Source organism: Pantoea sp. SJZ147, assembly GCF_007828605.1.
GTDB lineage: Bacteria > Pseudomonadota > Gammaproteobacteria > Enterobacterales > Enterobacteriaceae > Pantoea > Pantoea allii.
Window position 1 is genome coordinate 70,187 of the sequence record NZ_VIVB01000005.1, and the last position, 15,023, is coordinate 85,209.

13 protein-coding genes and 1 pseudogene are annotated in these 15,023 nt (G+C 53.4%); 7 read left to right on the forward strand and 7 right to left on the reverse strand.

Translation table 11 applies throughout. The annotated features are described in order from the left end of the window. Positions 1 to 272: 272 nt before the first annotated feature. Entirely contained in the window at positions 273 to 1,196 is a 924-nt protein-coding gene (lrhA, locus tag FBY13_RS08920) for a transcriptional regulator LrhA (RefSeq protein WP_013026515.1), read from the reverse strand. Positions 1,197 to 2,162: 966 nt separating this feature from the next. Here lrhA and FBY13_RS08925 point away from each other — a divergent pair. Then, on the forward strand, positions 2,163 to 3,380 hold the full coding sequence (locus FBY13_RS08925; protein WP_063880299.1) for a pyridoxal phosphate-dependent aminotransferase: 1,218 nt from the start codon (positions 2,163 to 2,165) through the stop codon (positions 3,378 to 3,380). A 70-nt stretch (positions 3,381 to 3,450) separates the two neighbouring features. Then, the gene (gene yfbR, locus FBY13_RS08930; protein ID WP_096010882.1) at positions 3,451 to 4,050 is read left to right on the forward strand and encodes a 5'-deoxynucleotidase; all 600 of its coding nucleotides are present in this window, start codon (positions 3,451 to 3,453) and stop codon (positions 4,048 to 4,050) included. Positions 4,051 to 4,080: 30 nt separating this feature from the next. Here the strand turns inward: yfbR and FBY13_RS08935 are convergent, their stop codons facing one another. The 3 genes from FBY13_RS08935 to yfbV form a co-directional block, all read right to left on the reverse strand. Beyond that, positions 4,081 to 4,740, reverse strand: coding sequence for a sugar phosphatase (locus FBY13_RS08935; RefSeq protein ID WP_096010883.1), 660 nt, complete (start codon positions 4,738 to 4,740; stop codon positions 4,081 to 4,083). Positions 4,741 to 4,753: 13 nt separating this feature from the next. Beyond that, positions 4,754 to 5,248 (reverse strand): YfbU family protein, encoded by a 495-nt coding sequence (locus tag FBY13_RS08940; RefSeq protein ID WP_096010884.1) that lies wholly within the window; start codon positions 5,246 to 5,248, stop codon positions 4,754 to 4,756. Between the two features lie 144 nt (positions 5,249 to 5,392). Next, positions 5,393 to 5,842: a terminus macrodomain insulation protein YfbV gene (yfbV, locus tag FBY13_RS08945; protein ID WP_063880303.1), complete on the reverse strand. Its 450-nt coding sequence runs from the start codon at positions 5,840 to 5,842 to the stop codon at positions 5,393 to 5,395. A gap of 334 nt (positions 5,843 to 6,176) precedes the next feature. On the opposite strand from yfbV, the gene ackA reads away from it, so the two are divergent. Both ackA and pta read left to right on the forward strand, forming a co-directional pair. Then, positions 6,177 to 7,379, forward strand: coding sequence for an acetate kinase (gene ackA / locus FBY13_RS08950; protein WP_063880304.1), 1,203 nt, complete (start codon positions 6,177 to 6,179; stop codon positions 7,377 to 7,379). Between the two features lie 84 nt (positions 7,380 to 7,463). Next, a complete protein-coding gene (pta, locus tag FBY13_RS08955) occupies positions 7,464 to 9,593 on the forward strand; it encodes a phosphate acetyltransferase (RefSeq protein ID WP_063880305.1) in 2,130 nt (709 codons plus the stop codon). Between the two features lie 49 nt (positions 9,594 to 9,642). On the opposite strand, the gene FBY13_RS08960 is transcribed toward pta, so the two are convergent. Next, positions 9,643 to 10,728 (reverse strand): ABC transporter ATP-binding protein, encoded by a 1,086-nt coding sequence (locus FBY13_RS08960; protein WP_063880306.1) that lies wholly within the window; start codon positions 10,726 to 10,728, stop codon positions 9,643 to 9,645. Positions 10,729 to 10,992: 264 nt separating this feature from the next. Beyond that, on the reverse strand, positions 10,993 to 12,174 hold the full coding sequence (locus FBY13_RS08965; RefSeq protein WP_370513152.1) for a PLP-dependent aminotransferase family protein: 1,182 nt from the start codon (positions 12,172 to 12,174) through the stop codon (positions 10,993 to 10,995). 16 nt (positions 12,175 to 12,190) lie between these two features. Here FBY13_RS08965 and FBY13_RS23890 point away from each other — a divergent pair, with 16 nt between their 5' ends. Next, positions 12,191 to 12,271: a chaplin family protein gene (locus tag FBY13_RS23890; protein WP_367303086.1), complete on the forward strand. Its 81-nt coding sequence runs from the start codon at positions 12,191 to 12,193 to the stop codon at positions 12,269 to 12,271. Here the strand turns inward: FBY13_RS23890 and FBY13_RS23895 are convergent. Beyond that, a pseudogene (locus FBY13_RS23895) lies at positions 12,247 to 12,486 on the reverse strand (GntR family transcriptional regulator); the annotation flags it as partial. The gene FBY13_RS23890 and the pseudogene FBY13_RS23895 sit on opposite strands and share 25 nt — an antisense overlap. A gap of 118 nt (positions 12,487 to 12,604) precedes the next feature. Between FBY13_RS23895 and FBY13_RS08970 the strand changes: the two are divergent. Continuing rightward, complete coding sequence (locus FBY13_RS08970) at positions 12,605 to 13,867, forward strand: 4-aminobutyrate--2-oxoglutarate transaminase (protein ID WP_063880308.1); 1,263 nt, start codon at positions 12,605 to 12,607, stop codon at positions 13,865 to 13,867. Between the two features lie 117 nt (positions 13,868 to 13,984). After that, complete coding sequence (locus FBY13_RS08975) at positions 13,985 to 15,010, forward strand: polyamine ABC transporter substrate-binding protein (protein ID WP_145393986.1); 1,026 nt, start codon at positions 13,985 to 13,987, stop codon at positions 15,008 to 15,010. Positions 15,011 to 15,023 lie beyond the last annotated feature (13 nt).

Here is a 15,023-nt window from a genome sequence, read left to right on the forward strand (position 1 = left end):
TCCAGAACACAGAATTATCTTTTTTGTGTTAAATTTCAGCAGTTATCAGACTGATTCGAATCAACTATTTCACATTTTACAGGCGTCCTTCTCTCACGTCCGCTCGATTGCGGGTGGCTGACAGCAAGTAAAGACAACCCCTCGAAAATCGGTTTTATTGCGCAAGAAAAAGCCTAAAAAAAAGCCCCCTGTCCTTTTTACAGGACAAGAGGCGTATTTACAGAGGTTATCGTGCTGCTAAATTGCGCATTTTTTGCAAAAGAATGCGGTATTTACTCTTCATCATCCAACAACAATGTGCCATCGGCATTGGCCACCATGTTGTAAGGATCGTGCGTAGACTGCATAGCATTAAAGATCGCCAGCGCCAGCTCGTTATCACTGTCAGCATTGCGACACAGCAGGTATTGCGTATCAGGTAATACCGGTAAGCCTTCAGCGGCACCCATGACACGCAATTCCGGGCTCATCATTTCTACCGGACGCGCCGTTACACCTAATCCTGCTTTCACCGCAGCGCGCACGGCCGCCAGGGTTGATGCAACGTAGGAGATACGCCACGGAATACCGGCTTCATTAAGATGGTCAATCGCCATATCGCGGTACGGGCTTGGCTCATCGAGTAATACCAACGGAATCGCTTCCCCACGCTGGAACACGTAATCCGCCGCGCAGTACCATAAGGTCGGCGACGTGCGCAGGACCTGGTGAGTAAAGTTACCCGGGCTGGAGGTCGTGACAACTAAATCGACTTCGCCCTGGTTCAGCATTTCCATCATAAAGGGATTGCGTTTCACGCGAACATCAATCGCCAGTTTTGGATAGACAGAGGTCACGCGGTTTAACAGGAACGGCAGAATGGTGTCGGACGTATCGTCAGAAGCGCCAATCGTCAGTACGCCCTGGATGTTGCTGTACATCAGGGAAGTACAGGCTTCATCGTTAAAACGCAGGATTTTCCTGGCATAGCCCAGAAGCTGAATACCGTGTTCTGTTAACAACTTGTTGCGGCCATGTCTGGCAAACAACTCTTTACCAACCAGTTGTTCCAGACGTTGCATCTGCTGACTTACTGCCGATTGCGTTCTGCACACCGCAGCAGCAGCGGCTGCAAAGGTGTTCAAATCAGCAACAGCAACAAAAGTTCGGAGCAGATCGAGATCGAGATTAAGTATCGGACGATTTGCATTAGTCATGTTTTTTTCTTCACTTATTAGATTTTTAAGAACTACTATCCTGGTGTTATTACATGCTTATCAAAGCGATAAGCGGTAATGATGCTTCATGGCGTCCCGGCAAAGGGCCGACATAAAATTTACTTACGGAGGAAGACGGAACTTCCCTGCAAAACAAGGAAACCGGCTCCTGAAGACAGAGACAACTTCTGTGCCGAGGGCACGGGATGCAAAAATGCGGGAAGCTGTGTAGTTGTCTTTTTTCTACCCCCAAAATGCGGTTAAGCAGGGGTAAACAGGTCTGGAATACGCTAACGGTGTGTAGCGTTTAATCTCATCAAATAGTAAATTATACTTAATCATTTTTGACCGCAAAATGGAAATGTTTTTATGAAAAGCATTGCATATTTTGATCAAATCGCATCTTACATCCCATCCATCCTTGTCCCTCCTGAGCGGACGTAACCTGCCGGAAAACAGTAAATACGACTTTTCATTGTCGAAACATGCATTGAAGATGCTCTGCATTATTTCTGTCGGCCTTAATAATCGTTAAAAAAACCTTAGATATAAATGCGTTAACATCAAGAGCAACCGTTGTTTTTCAGGTTACTCTGATTAACTGCGGTCAAAGCCGCGCAAATTTTATGCATTAATAAAGCATAATTAAACTATTTCGCTCATGACGCATTGCGCATACTCAGATTGTGTCACGGCCTTCAGGTTCATTATCGGCATAATAAAAGCAGACATTACCCAGCGCTCAACTTTTACTCACAGAACAATAAACCAGGAAAGCCTTATAAACCAAACGTTTCAACCGGACTGCATGATAACCAATATGCATTACGTCGTCTGCCCGAAGACAAAGATGCTGAACACGCCAAAACCGTTTCTTGCCCTTCTTTTGTAGGCCTGAGGAGAGTACATTGTGCAGGTTTGTTTTCAGCGGCAGGCAAAAGGATTCTGCACATTAAGGCGGCCACAATGACTTTTCAAATTGATAAATCCGGCAAACTGGACAATGTCTGTTACGACATTCGTGGGCCGGTTTTAAAAGAGGCTAAACGCCTTGAAGAAGAAGGTAATAAAGTTCTTAAGTTGAACATCGGCAATCCGGCACCTTTTGGTTTCGAAGCGCCGGATGAGATTCTGGTTGATGTCATCCGCAACCTCCCCAGTGCACAAGGGTACTGTGATTCCAAAGGGCTGTATTCTGCCCGCAAAGCCATAATGCAGCACTACCAGGCGCGCGATATGCGCGACGTTACGGTCGAGGACATTTACATCGGCAATGGTGTGTCAGAACTGATTGTCCAGGCTATGCAGGCGTTACTGAACAGCGGTGATGAAATGCTGGTGCCTGCGCCCGACTATCCGTTGTGGACCGCCGCCGTCTCCCTGTCGAGCGGCAAGGCCGTGCACTATCTGTGTGATGAATCCGCAGGCTGGTTCCCGGATCTTGATGATATCCGCAGTAAAATCACGCCGCGCACCCGTGGCATTGTGATTATCAACCCCAATAACCCCACCGGTGCGGTTTACAGCAAAGAGCTGTTAATGGAAGTGGTTGAGATTGCCCGTCAGCATAACCTGATTATTTTTGCTGACGAAATCTACGACAAAATTCTGTACGACGCGGCACAGCACCATTCTATCGCTGCGCTGGCACCGGATTTACTGACCGTCACCTTTAATGGCCTGTCTAAAACCTACCGCGTCGCGGGTTTCCGCCAGGGCTGGATGGTGCTGAACGGACCTAAAAAGCATGCGAAAGGCTATATCGAAGGCCTGGAAATGCTGGCATCCATGCGCCTGTGTGCCAATGTACCGGCGCAGCACGCGATTCAGACTGCGCTGGGTGGCTACCAAAGCATTAGCGAATTCATTGTGCCCGGTGGACGGCTCTATGAGCAGCGCCAACGTGCCTGGGAACTGATCAACGAGATCCCCGGCGTCAGTTGTGTGAAGCCGCAGGGCGCGCTCTACATGTTCCCGCGTATTGATGCTAAAAAATTCAATATTCACGACGATCAGAAAATGGTGCTGGATTTCCTGTTGCAGGAGAAGGTCCTGCTGGTACAGGGCACGGCGTTTAACTGGCCGTGGCCCGATCACCTGCGAATCGTCACGCTGCCACGCGTTGACGATCTGGAGATGGCGATCAATAAGTTTGGCCGTTTCCTGCAAGGCTACCGCCAGTAGTCCTGTTGCGCCTATACTGATGTGATGTCGGGGAGAGCTCGCCTCTCCCCTGTTGCAAACAGGAACCACCATGACTCAAAGCCATTTCTTCGCCCACCTTTCCCGTCTCAAACTGATCAACCGCTGGCCGCTGATGCGTAACGTACGCACCGAAAACGTCTCGGAACACAGTTTGCAGGTGGCGATGGTTGCCCATGCTCTGGCCGCCATTAAGAACAAGAAGTTCAATGGCAATCTCAATGCCGAGCGCATCGCTATGATGGCGCTGTATCACGATGCCAGTGAAGTGCTGACCGGCGATTTACCGACGCCGGTGAAGTACTACAACGCGCAGATAGCCCACGAATACAAAAAGATTGAAAAGATTGCGCAGCAGAAGTTGATTGAGATGCTGCCGGAAGAACTGCAGGATATTTACCGCCCGCTGATTGATGAGCACCTGCACAGTGAAGAAGAGAAAGCCGTGGTGAAGCAGGCCGATGCACTTTGCGCATACGTAAAATGCCTTGAAGAGCTGTCGGCCGGCAACAATGAATTTTTATTAGCAAAGGCGCGGCTGGAAAAAACCCTGAGCCAACGTCGCTCACCCGAAATGAGCTATTTCGTCGAGGTGTTTATTCCCAGCTTTAGCCTGTCTCTGGATGAAATTTCGCAGGATTCGCCGCTCTGATACGGGCGGCTTCACGCCGCCACGTTCTGCTTAGTCTTTACTGTGAAAAGCAAACTTGCCCGTCGTCTGTTGGGTGACCACCAGCGATGTCAGTGAGGTCAGGCGCAGCGCCACCTCATCGATGCGTGGTGTATCATCTGGCGCATTGGCGGCAATGACAGCACAGCCTGCCGCCAATCCTGACATCACACCAGCAGGCGCGTCTTCGACCACGACACAGTCGGCCGGAGAGAGTTTCAGCATTTTTGCCCCAAGTAAGTAAGGATCGGGTTCCGGTTTGCCCTTTGCCACCTGCTCAGCCGTAATAAACACGGCAGGCTGCGGTAATCCTGCTGCTTTATGGCGCGCATGTGCCACCGGCACGGAACCTGAGGTGACAATCGCCCAGGGGATCTGCAACGCATCCAGTTGCGTGAGCAGCGCTTTTGCGCCTGGCAGCGCCTGCACGCCGTCGGTGTCTTCTGCTTCTGTTTTTTCCAGCGCCAGAAACTCAGCCTGTATCGCTTCTTCTGACTGGCCCGACATGAAGTGGCGCAGTGAAGTAATAGCCTGCTTACCGTGAATGAAGTCCAGAATTTCATCAGCCGCAATGCCATGACGTGCACCCCAGTTGCTCCAGGCGCGTTCTACCGCCGGTAGTGAATCAACTAAGGTGCCATCTAAATCAAATAAAAAACCACTGTACTCCACGCGTCACTCCTCATCAGGCGTTAATGATTTGCGCAATCTCGTTTACGCTTAAATGGTATTGGCGAGGACAAGTCTGCCACAAAGCCAGCATCCGTTGATACTTTTCCCACATCGGCGTTTGCGCATTAAAGCCGTGCGTGCCGGCATCAAAATGGGTATAGCGCCCTTCGGTATTCACCATAAAACGCACGTAGCCCAGATAACGCGATTCCGTGGCGGCATCAAAACCCAGGAACGCCAGACGTCGTGGATCGATGTCGCCTTCGGCTTTAAGGTTTGACCAGGAAACCTGCAGCGCATGGTGCATCTCCATAATGTCGATGAGCGTACGGCAGGTTTCTTCGGGTAGTTTGCCAAATTCTTTATCCAGTTCACGCATCTGCAGGCCGTAACCACGCTCAATGATGGTTTGGTAGCGACGAAAACGTTCGGCGTTCTCCGGCTCCAGCATCGCCATGATTTTGTACTGGTTTGTCAGGATCAAACGTTGTGCATGGGTCATTTCCATCATCTCTTCCTCAAGCCCGCTGGCCGTTCAGGTTTTATACGATGGAAAGATAATTACACAGGGGAAACGATGTGGGCGTTGCCACATCGCTTTTCATTGATTTAAGCGCGGGTTTGGGTGCAATAATTTGCCGCACGGCGCAGATTAAAGATCGTCCAGAAATGTCCGGTCCAGCTGCTTAAAGGCACGCTTAAGCAGATCGGCCAGTGCCTGGTATGTGGGTTTCCCCTCAACCGGGGCAATCGCCTGCCCTGCGGCTTCCAGTTTCGTGCGCACCTCGTGAAACCAGCGCAGCAGCGTGGGCGGCAATGGCGTGACCGAACGCTTACCTAACCACCATAAACCCTGCATGGGCAAACTGCAGGCGAACAGGGCCGTCGCGACCGCTGGGCCAAGTTGGCCACCCATCGCGATTTGCCACGTTAACGTAAAGACCGCCAGCGGCGGCATAAAGCGAATTGAAAACCGTGTCGCCGAAGAGACACGATTTTCAGGAAAGACTGGCGCCAGGCGTTTATCGTTGGGCCAGGTCTTCATATAATGCTGTCCGCGTTGAAACATCCGGAACCAGCCGGTGTGGGATTCATTCGCCATGGCTCGCCTCAACTAATGCTGTATTTTTTGAAAAATAATTATAACGACACAACTTTACGTAACATCCTTCAAATGTTTTTGTCTTTAAAGGTGACTCCGGCTATTCTGTCGCCGATTTAACAACGTCCCTGCCGCAACTTTCCTTGTAACAGAGACGACAAGGCCCGTTTTAAGCGAATTTTCAAATTTATGCGTAAAAACTCAAATTTTTTTGCGTAAAAACGCACTATTTTGACCTGGGTATGACTTCTGTCATTAATCTGGCTGCTTCAATGGGCTACGCTGTAAGTCTGATTGCGTTATTTTTAGCCACTTTTAACAAATAGGTACTTCCATGTCGAGTAAGTTAGTACTGGTTCTGAACTGCGGCAGCTCTTCCCTTAAGTTTGCCATCCTTAATCCCACCAGCGGTGAAGAATTCCTGTCTGGCCTGGCAGAATGCTTCCACCTTCCCGAAGCGCGGATTAAATGGAAACTTGAGGGCCAGAAGCAGGAAGCCCCTCTGGGTGCTGGCGCTGCCCACAGCGAAGCGCTGAATTTCATTGTTAAAACAATTCTGGCACAAAAACCAGAGCTTTCAGCACAAATCGCAGCAATAGGTCACCGTATTGTTCACGGCGGCGAAAAACTCACGCAGTCAGTGGTCATTTCTCAGTCTGTCGTGCAGGGTATCAAAGATGCGTCATCTTTTGCACCACTGCATAACCCAGCCGGCCTGATCGGTATTGATGAAGCCATGAAAAACTTCCCGCATTTGTCCGACAAGAATGTGGCGGTTTTCGACACGGCTTTCCATCAGACAATGCCGGAAGAGTCCTATCTTTATGCGCTGCCGTATGCGCTTTATAAAGAACATGGCGTTCGTCGCTATGGCGCGCACGGCACCAGTCACTACTATGTGACCCACGAAGCGGCAAAAATGCTCAACAAGCCGCTGGAAACGCTGAACATTATTACCTGTCACCTCGGTAACGGTGGGTCTGTTTCTGCCATTCGCAACGGCGAATGTGTGGATACTTCGATGGGCCTGACACCGCTGGAAGGCCTGGTGATGGGTACCCGCAGTGGCGACATCGATCCCGCGATTATTTTCTTCCTGCACGACACCTTAGGCATGAGCGTTGACGCCATCAACAAAATGTTGACCAAAGAGTCCGGCCTGTTAGGGCTCACCGAAGTCACCAGCGACTGCCGTTATGTCGAAGATAACTATGCAACGAAAGCGGATGCCAAACGCGCGATGGATGTCTTCTGCCATCGTCTTGCCAAATACATTGGCAGCTATACGGCGCTGATGGACGGCCGTCTTGATGGTGTGATCTTTACCGGTGGTATCGGCGAAAATGCGGCAATGGTGCGCGAGCTGACCTTAAATAAACTGGCGCTGCTTGGCTTTGAGGTTGACCACGACCGCAACCTGGCGGCACGCTTTGGCAAGTCAGGTTTTATCAATAAAGAAGGCACCCGCCCGGCTGTGGTGATTCCGACTAACGAAGAGTTAGTGATTGCCCGCGACGCCGCACGTCTTACCGCCTGATCTCCTTTCGCCGTCAGCCCATGCTGACGGCGTTGTTTTGACACCCAGTGAAATCTGAGAGGTTCAATCGTGTCACGTACAATTATGCTCATTCCGACCGGCACCAGCGTCGGTCTGACCAGCGTTAGCCTTGGCGTCATTCGCGCCATGGAACGTAAAGGCGTTCGACTGAGCGTTTTCAAACCCATTGCTCAACCGCGTGCGGGCGGCAATGCACCAGACCAGACCACCAGCATTGTGCGCAAGAGTTCAGGCATTCCGGCCGCAGAGCCGTTGCCAATGTCCCGCGTGGAATCGCTGTTGGGGTCAAATCAGCAAGATGTGCTGATGGAAGAGATTATTGCCCGCTACCACGCCAATACCCAGAATGCTGAAGTGGTCCTGGTCGAGGGCTTAGTCCCCACGCGCAAGCACCAGTTTGCCAACGCTCTGAACTACGAAATCGCCAAAACGTTAAACGCTGAAATCGTCTTTGTGACCGCGCTGGGTAACGATTCGCCTGCACAGCTTAAAGAGCGTATTGAACTGACGCAAAGCAGCTTTGGCGGGTCAAAGAATAAAAACATCACTGGCGTGATCATTAACAAACTGAACGCGCCGGTCGACGAACAGGGCCGCACGCGCCCCGACCTGTCAGAAATTTTCGATGATTCGTCAAAGGCCAGCATTGCCAACATCAATCCTGACCAGCTGTTTGCCAATAGCCCACTGCCCATCCTGGGTTGTGTGCCCTGGAGCTTCGACCTGATTGCCACCCGCGCCATTGATATGTGCCGCCACCTTAACGCCCGGGTCATTAACGAGGGTGAACTTCAGACGCGCCGCGTAAAATCAGTGACGTTCTGCGCACGCAGCATTCCGCACATGCTTGAGCACTTCCGTCCAGGCTCGCTGCTGGTCACCTCTGCCGACCGTCCTGATGTGCTGGTTGCTGCCTGCCTGGCGGCAATGAACGGTATTGAGATTGGTGCCATCCTCTTAACCGGTAACTATGAAATTGATGAGCGCATCGCCAAACTGTGCGAACGTGCCTTCCAGACCGGCCTGCCGGTATTTATGGTGAAAACCAATACCTGGCAAACCTCGCTCAGCCTGCAAAGCTTCAACCTTGAAGTGCCCGTGGACGACACGCAGCGTATTGAGAAAGTCCAGGAGTACGTTGCCAGCTACATCAATGCTGACTGGGTTGAATCCCTGACGGCCACGTCTGAACGCAGCCGTCGCCTGTCACCGCCGGCGTTCCGCTATCAGTTGACCGAGCTGGCACGCAAGGCAGGCAAACGCATTGTGCTGCCGGAAGGGGATGAACCCCGCACCGTCAAAGCGGCAGCCATCTGCGCCGAGCGCGGCATCGCGACCTGTGTTCTGTTAGGCAATCCGGATGAAATCCAGCGCGTTGCGGCAGCTCAGGGCGTTGAGCTGGGCAAAGGGATTGAGATTGTTGATCCCGAAGTGGTTCGCCAGAACTACGTTCCACGTCTGGTCGAACTGCGTAAAAGCAAAGGCATGACCGAAGTGGTTGCTCAGGAACAGCTGGAAGATAACGTGGTGCTGGGCACCATGATGCTGGAAAGTGGTGAAGTCGACGGGCTGGTCTCCGGCGCAGTACATACCACTGCAAACACCATCCGTCCGCCGTTACAGCTGATCAAAACCGCACCCAACAGTTCGCTGGTCTCATCGGTGTTCTTTATGCTGCTTCCGGAGCAGGTGCTGGTCTACGGCGACTGCGCGATCAACCCGGACCCCACCGCTGAACAGCTGGCAGAAATTGCCATTCAGTCCGCCGATTCCGCCAAAGCCTTCGGCATCGATCCGCGCGTCGCGATGATCTCCTACTCAACCGGTAACTCAGGTGCAGGTAGCGACGTGGAGAAAGTGCGCGAAGCAACGCGACTTGCCCAGGAAAAACGTCCAGATCTGGTGATTGATGGTCCGTTGCAGTATGACGCGGCGATTATGGAAGACGTGGCAAAATCCAAAGCCCCCAACTCGCAGGTTGCCGGGCGCGCAACGGTGTTTATCTTCCCGGATCTCAATACCGGTAATACCACCTATAAAGCGGTACAGCGTTCAGCTGACCTGATTTCAATCGGGCCAATGCTGCAGGGCATGCGTAAACCGGTCAACGACCTGTCACGTGGCGCGCTGGTGGATGACATTGTCTACACCATCGCCCTGACGGCAATTCAGTCGCAGCAGGCTGAAGGCTAAGTTTCCATGGCTGAATAAGAGCATGCAGACTGCATGCTCTTTTTTTTGCTTATTGCAGCGTAACGTCAAGCGCGCGCAGGTGCTGAGGCTGCCAGGACAGCCTCACTTCACTGCCGGCCTTCCAGTCGGGTGACACCTCAGATGCGGCCATTTTCACCATAAAATTCCCCTGCCCGGCAACCTCAGTGAGCATTCTCACGTGATCCCCCAGATAGATAAACTGCTGTATCCTGGCCTGAACAGACTGTTCGCCCGGTTTGGCGGCGTTCACATTGATGCGTTCTGGGCGAATACTGAGCTGTATTTTCTTACCAGGCGAGCTCGGGCGCACCTTCAGCGCATCCAGCTGAACACCGTTATCCAGCGTCACCTGATAATAATCGCCATGCTGTCCCGACTGCGTGGCCAACAGGCTGTTATTTTCGCCGATAAACTGCGCCACAAAGGCGTTATCGGGCTGCTCATAAAGTTTATGCGGGCTGTCCATTTGCTGGATCATTCCATCATTGAAGACCGCCACCCGGTCTGACATGGTCATGGCTTCACTCTGGTCATGCGTGACATAGACAATGGTCAGCCCGAGCATGCTGTGGAGCTGCTTGATCTCCATCTGCATGTGCTCGCGCAGTTGTTTATCCAGCGCGCCTAGCGGCTCATCCATCAGGATCAGTTTGGGTTCAAAGACCAGCGCCCGCGCCAGGGCCACGCGCTGCTGCTGCCCCCCAGACATCTGCGCTGGATAGCGGTCTGCCAGCGAAGTGAGTTTAATCATATCCAGCACCCGCTTAACCCGCACACTGATATCGGCTTTGCTCAAACGGCGAATCGACAACGGAAACGCCAGATTTTCCGCCACCGTCATGTGGGGAAAAAGCGCATAGTTTTGGAATACCATACCGATATCACGTTGATGCGGCGGCAAGGTGTGAAGGGGTTTATCACGCAGCAGGATTTCACCATCGGTGGGCGTTTCAAATCCGGCCAGCATCATCAGGCTGGTGGTTTTCCCGGAGCCAGATGGCCCTAAAAGAGTCAAAAACTCCCCTTCTGCCACATCCAGATTGAGGTTGCGCACCACCAGCTTGTCGCCGTCGTAGCTCTTTTTGATGTTGCGAAAACTGACAAAATTTCTCATGGCGTACTCTCGTAAACAGGATAAAAAAGGTGTCGGCACGATTCATGCATCATCCTTTTGACGTGCGAATTCTGGCGGGCCTTTTTTAGCACTACCACAACGCCTTTGATTTGCACAAGCAGAATTTGACAACAGGAAAAGAAACGGCTTACAAAATCACTTTGCAGGCCATTGTATTTTATTGTCTTTTTATATTTAACATTAATTTAACGTGAGATTGCTCACAGAATCAGGCAATCCAGGATGATGCACGCTGATGGTGCCTCAGGGCGAAACTGAGGCAATTTGCAGATGATGTTCCAATCGGGCAAGGACAGGCGCAAAGGCGGCGGGGATATCTGCCTCGTTAACGCAGGCGTAGCCCAGCAGCAAGCCTCGCTGCGGCGTCCCTTGCAGGTAGTAGGATGAAAGCGGACGCGTTAACACACCGCACTGTTCTAACTCTGCGCTGAAGGCCACATCGTCGATGCTGTCGGGCAGCCTGAGCACCAGATGCAAACCTGCATTGCTGTGGTGCACAATCCAGTCAGCGCCCAGCGAGGTGCTAATCACCTCCACCAGCACGGCCCGGCGACGGCTGTAAATCTGCCGCATGCGCCGAACGTGGGCCGCATAGTGCCCTTCCCGAATAAACTCCGCCAGGGTGAGCTGCACCAGGCCGTAGCCGCCACGATACAGCTCTGAGTGTGCCATTTTCATGCGTGCGGCCATGGATTTAGGCACCACCATGTAGCTGAGCCGGATGCCCGGGTACAGCGTTTTGCTGAAGGTGCCCAGATAGATCACCGGTGCATCCGCCGCCAGGCCCTGTAGCGCCGGGATCGGGCTACCGGTAAAGCGAAACTCGCCATCGTAGTCATCTTCCACCACCCAACTGCCGCTGCTTTTCGCGCGCTCCAGTAATTCATGGCGCCGTTGCAGACTCATCACCGCACCCAGTGGGTACTGGTGGGAAGGTGTCACACAGATCAGGCGCGGTACCGGGCTGTCCGGTTGCTCAGGGGGCAAAACCAGCCCCTGGTCGTCAACCTGAGTGGGAATCAGCGTCACCCCATTCACCACCAGCACATTACGAATTCCCCAGTATCCCGGCTCTTCCACGATAGCCCTGTCACCGGGATCGCAGAGCATTTTCGCCAGCAGATCCAGCGACTGATGCGTTCCGGCGGTGACCAGGATCTGCTCGGGGCTGCAGTTCACCGATCGGATCACCCGCAGGTAATCGGCCAGCGCCTGTTGTAACTCGACGCAGCCGCCGTGGCTGGCATAGCTCAGATTCTCAACCGGCAGCCGCCGGCTGAGGCGAAGCTGTATTTTTCGCCAGATGTCGTGCGGCATATGGCTGACGTCCGGTACGCCGGGCATAAACGCGCCCCACTGATGGCTCCCGGCACCGCTGTTCGCCAGCAGACGTGAACCCCGTCGCGACAGCCGGACGGGTTTCATCGGCGGCGTTACCGGCCTGACCAGCGGCTCTCCCGGTGCCTGTTCCGGTAATACCGCACTGACGAAGGTGCCGCTTCCGGTACGGGTTTGTAAGTAACCCTCAGACTGAAGCTGTTCATAAACTGCCAGCACGGTGTTACGTGAGACTGCGAGTTCACGAGCAAGGTCGCGGCTGGCGGGCAGTCGCGTCGCGGTGGCAATGGCTCCATCCTGAATGGCTGCCTGCAAAACATCATACAATCGCTTATTCAGCGTACCGCCGGAAAGCGAGGCCAGACGTTGTGCAAGCAGGTCACCGAGTAAGCTTCGCAAAATTGGTACCTCAAAATAAAAAAAACTGGCTCTGGATTATAAAACCCTGAAAACGCTAAAAAGCAAGGAGGCAGATTCCACTGTAACAATATGGCAACAAACACCATGAGGTCGCGTTATGAGTAACAGTGAAGTTCAGGTTCGTCGTCTCAATGCTACGCCGCGCGGCGTGGGCGTGATGTGCGATTTCTATGCGGTGAAAGCAGAAAACGCCACGTTATGGGATCATCAGGGGCGCGAAATTATCGATTTCAGCGCAGGCATTGCCGTGCTGAATACCGGACATCGCCATCCCAAAGTCATCGCCGCCATCAAAGAACAGCTTGACCATTTTACCCATACCGCGTTTCAGGTCGTGCCCTACGAAAACTACATCGCCCTGGCAGAAAAACTGAATGCGCTGGTGCCGGTGAATGGGCCCGCCAAAACCACTTTTTTCTCCACCGGGGCGGAGGCCGTTGAGAATGCGGTGAAAATTGCACGCGCCGCCACGGGCCGTCCTGGCGTTATCGCCTTTACCGGGGCTTTCCACGGTCGCACCAACATGACGATGTCGCTGACCGGCAAAGTGGTCCCCTATAAAACCGGTTTTGGCCCTTTTGCCAGCTCAGTATTTCACGCCCGCTACCCGAATGCACTGCATGGCTGCAGCGTGGATGATGCACTGGAAAGTTTGCAGGCCATTTTCCGCTGCGATATCAGCCCACAACAGGTGGCGGCCATTATCTATGAACCGATTCAGGGTGAAGGCGGCTTTAATGTGGCACCGCCCGCCTTCGTCACCGCTCTGCGTAAGCTGTGCGATCAGCATGGCATTTTGCTCATCGCCGATGAGATTCAAAGTGGCTTCGCCCGCACCGGCAAGCTGTTTGCCAGTGAGTACTATCCCGACGTGCAGCCAGACCTGATCACAATGGCAAAAAGCCTGGCGGGCGGTATGCCGCTGTCGGCGGTATCAGGACGGGCTGAGGTGATGGATGCGCCGCTGCCCGGCGGTCTGGGCGGCACCTACGCCGGCAGCCCACCGGCCATTGCCGCCGCGCTGGCCGTGCTTGAGGTGATTCGCGATGAGAACCTGAGCGAGCGAGCCCTGCAACTGGGTGGACAACTGGTTGAAACCCTGCAAGGTGCAGGCTGTAAAGCGCTGGCAGAGGTGCGCGGTCATGGTTCAATGATCGCCGCTGAATTCATGGATGGCGCAGGCAAGCCGAGTGCGGACATCGCCAAAGCAATTCAGCAACAGGCGCTGGACGAGGGGCTGCTGCTGCTCACCTGCGGCGTGCACGGCAACGTGATCCGCTTCCTCTACCCGCTCACCATCCCGGACGCGCAGTTCCGCACGGCACTGAACCTGCTGAACCGTATTCTGGGCAAGTATTGAGTTTCGCGTTCTGCCACGCAGCCCGTTCCGCAGCGTGGCAGTACCCTGGCATTAAGATTGCAAAGCAAACACCGGGCAGAGGATTCTGCCCAAACATAATAATTCAGGAGTCCGGGGATGATGAAAAATATAGCGGCACTGGTTCTGGCGGCGGTGGCTGTCCAGGCGCAGGCCGAAAACCTTACGGTGGTTTCTTTCGGTGGTACCAACAAAGACGCGCAGGATAAAGCGTTTTATAAGCCTTTTATGGCCTCAAGTCATGACGGCATAGAAGCGGGTGAATATAACGGTGAGATGGCGCGTATCCGTGCCATGGTCGAAACCAAACAGGTCGGCTGGGACGTGGTCGAGCTCGAAACTCCGGAACTGGAACGTGGCTGTGAAGAAGGGCTGCTTGAAACGCTGGACTGGAGCAAGTTGGGTAACAAAGCCGACTTTGCCAAGGGCAGCGTAAGCGAATGTGGCGCAGGCTTCTTCGTCTGGTCTACCGTACTGACCTACGATGGCAACAAGCTAAAAACGGCCCCAACCAGTTGGGCGGATTTTTGGGACGTGAAAAAATTCCCGGGCAAACGCGCCTTGCGTAAGAGCGCGAAATACACGCTGGAAATTGCGCTGATGGCGGATGGCGTGAAGCGCGAAGACGTTTATAAAGTGCTGGCAACCCCGGCGGGCGTGGATCGTGCTTTTAAGAAGCTGGATCAGCTCAAGCCGAACATTCAGTGGTGGGAATCGGGCGCACAGCCCCTGCAGTGGCTGGTTTCAGGCGACGTAACGCTGGCGTCGGCCTATAACGGTCGCATCGGCACCGCCCAGGCAGAAGGCCATAACTTTAAAATCGTCTGGGATGGCAACCTGTACGACTTCGACAACTGGGCCATTGTGAAAGGCTCAAAACACAAAGCGCTGGCGGAAAAGTTTATTGCCTTCACGCTGAAGCCGGAAAACCAAAAGGTCTATGCCGAAAATATTCCTTATGGCCCTGCCAATATCCAGGCTGGCAAGCTGCTGGCTGCCGATCGTTTAGCCCAACTGCCCACCGCGCCTGACAATATGGCCAAGGCGGTTCAGGTTAACGCGACGTTCTGGCTGGAACATGGTGAAGAACTGGAACAGCGCTTTAACGCCTGGGCCGCGAAATAACCCTCTGCCGGAC

Coding starts and splice junctions, on each gene's coding strand:
- FBY13_RS08970 (WP_063880308.1), top strand. CDS start 12,605: ATGAGTAACAGTGAAGTTCAGGTTCGTCGTCTCAATGCTACGCCGCGC.
- FBY13_RS08940 (WP_096010884.1), bottom strand. CDS start 5,248: ATGGAAATGACCCATGCACAACGTTTGATCCTGACAAACCAGTACAAA.
- yfbV (WP_063880303.1), bottom strand. CDS start 5,842: ATGGCGAATGAATCCCACACCGGCTGGTTCCGGATGTTTCAACGCGGA.
- FBY13_RS08965 (WP_370513152.1), bottom strand. CDS start 12,174: ATGAAACCCGTCCGGCTGTCGCGACGGGGTTCACGTCTGCTGGCGAAC.
- yfbR (WP_096010882.1), top strand. CDS start 3,451: ATGACTCAAAGCCATTTCTTCGCCCACCTTTCCCGTCTCAAACTGATC.
- FBY13_RS08975 (WP_145393986.1), top strand. CDS start 13,985: ATGATGAAAAATATAGCGGCACTGGTTCTGGCGGCGGTGGCTGTCCAG.
- FBY13_RS08925 (WP_063880299.1), top strand. CDS start 2,163: ATGACTTTTCAAATTGATAAATCCGGCAAACTGGACAATGTCTGTTAC.
- ackA (WP_063880304.1), top strand. CDS start 6,177: ATGTCGAGTAAGTTAGTACTGGTTCTGAACTGCGGCAGCTCTTCCCTT.
- lrhA (WP_013026515.1), bottom strand. CDS start 1,196: ATGACTAATGCAAATCGTCCGATACTTAATCTCGATCTCGATCTGCTC.
- FBY13_RS08960 (WP_063880306.1), bottom strand. CDS start 10,728: ATGAGAAATTTTGTCAGTTTTCGCAACATCAAAAAGAGCTACGACGGC.
- pta (WP_063880305.1), top strand. CDS start 7,464: ATGCTCATTCCGACCGGCACCAGCGTCGGTCTGACCAGCGTTAGCCTT.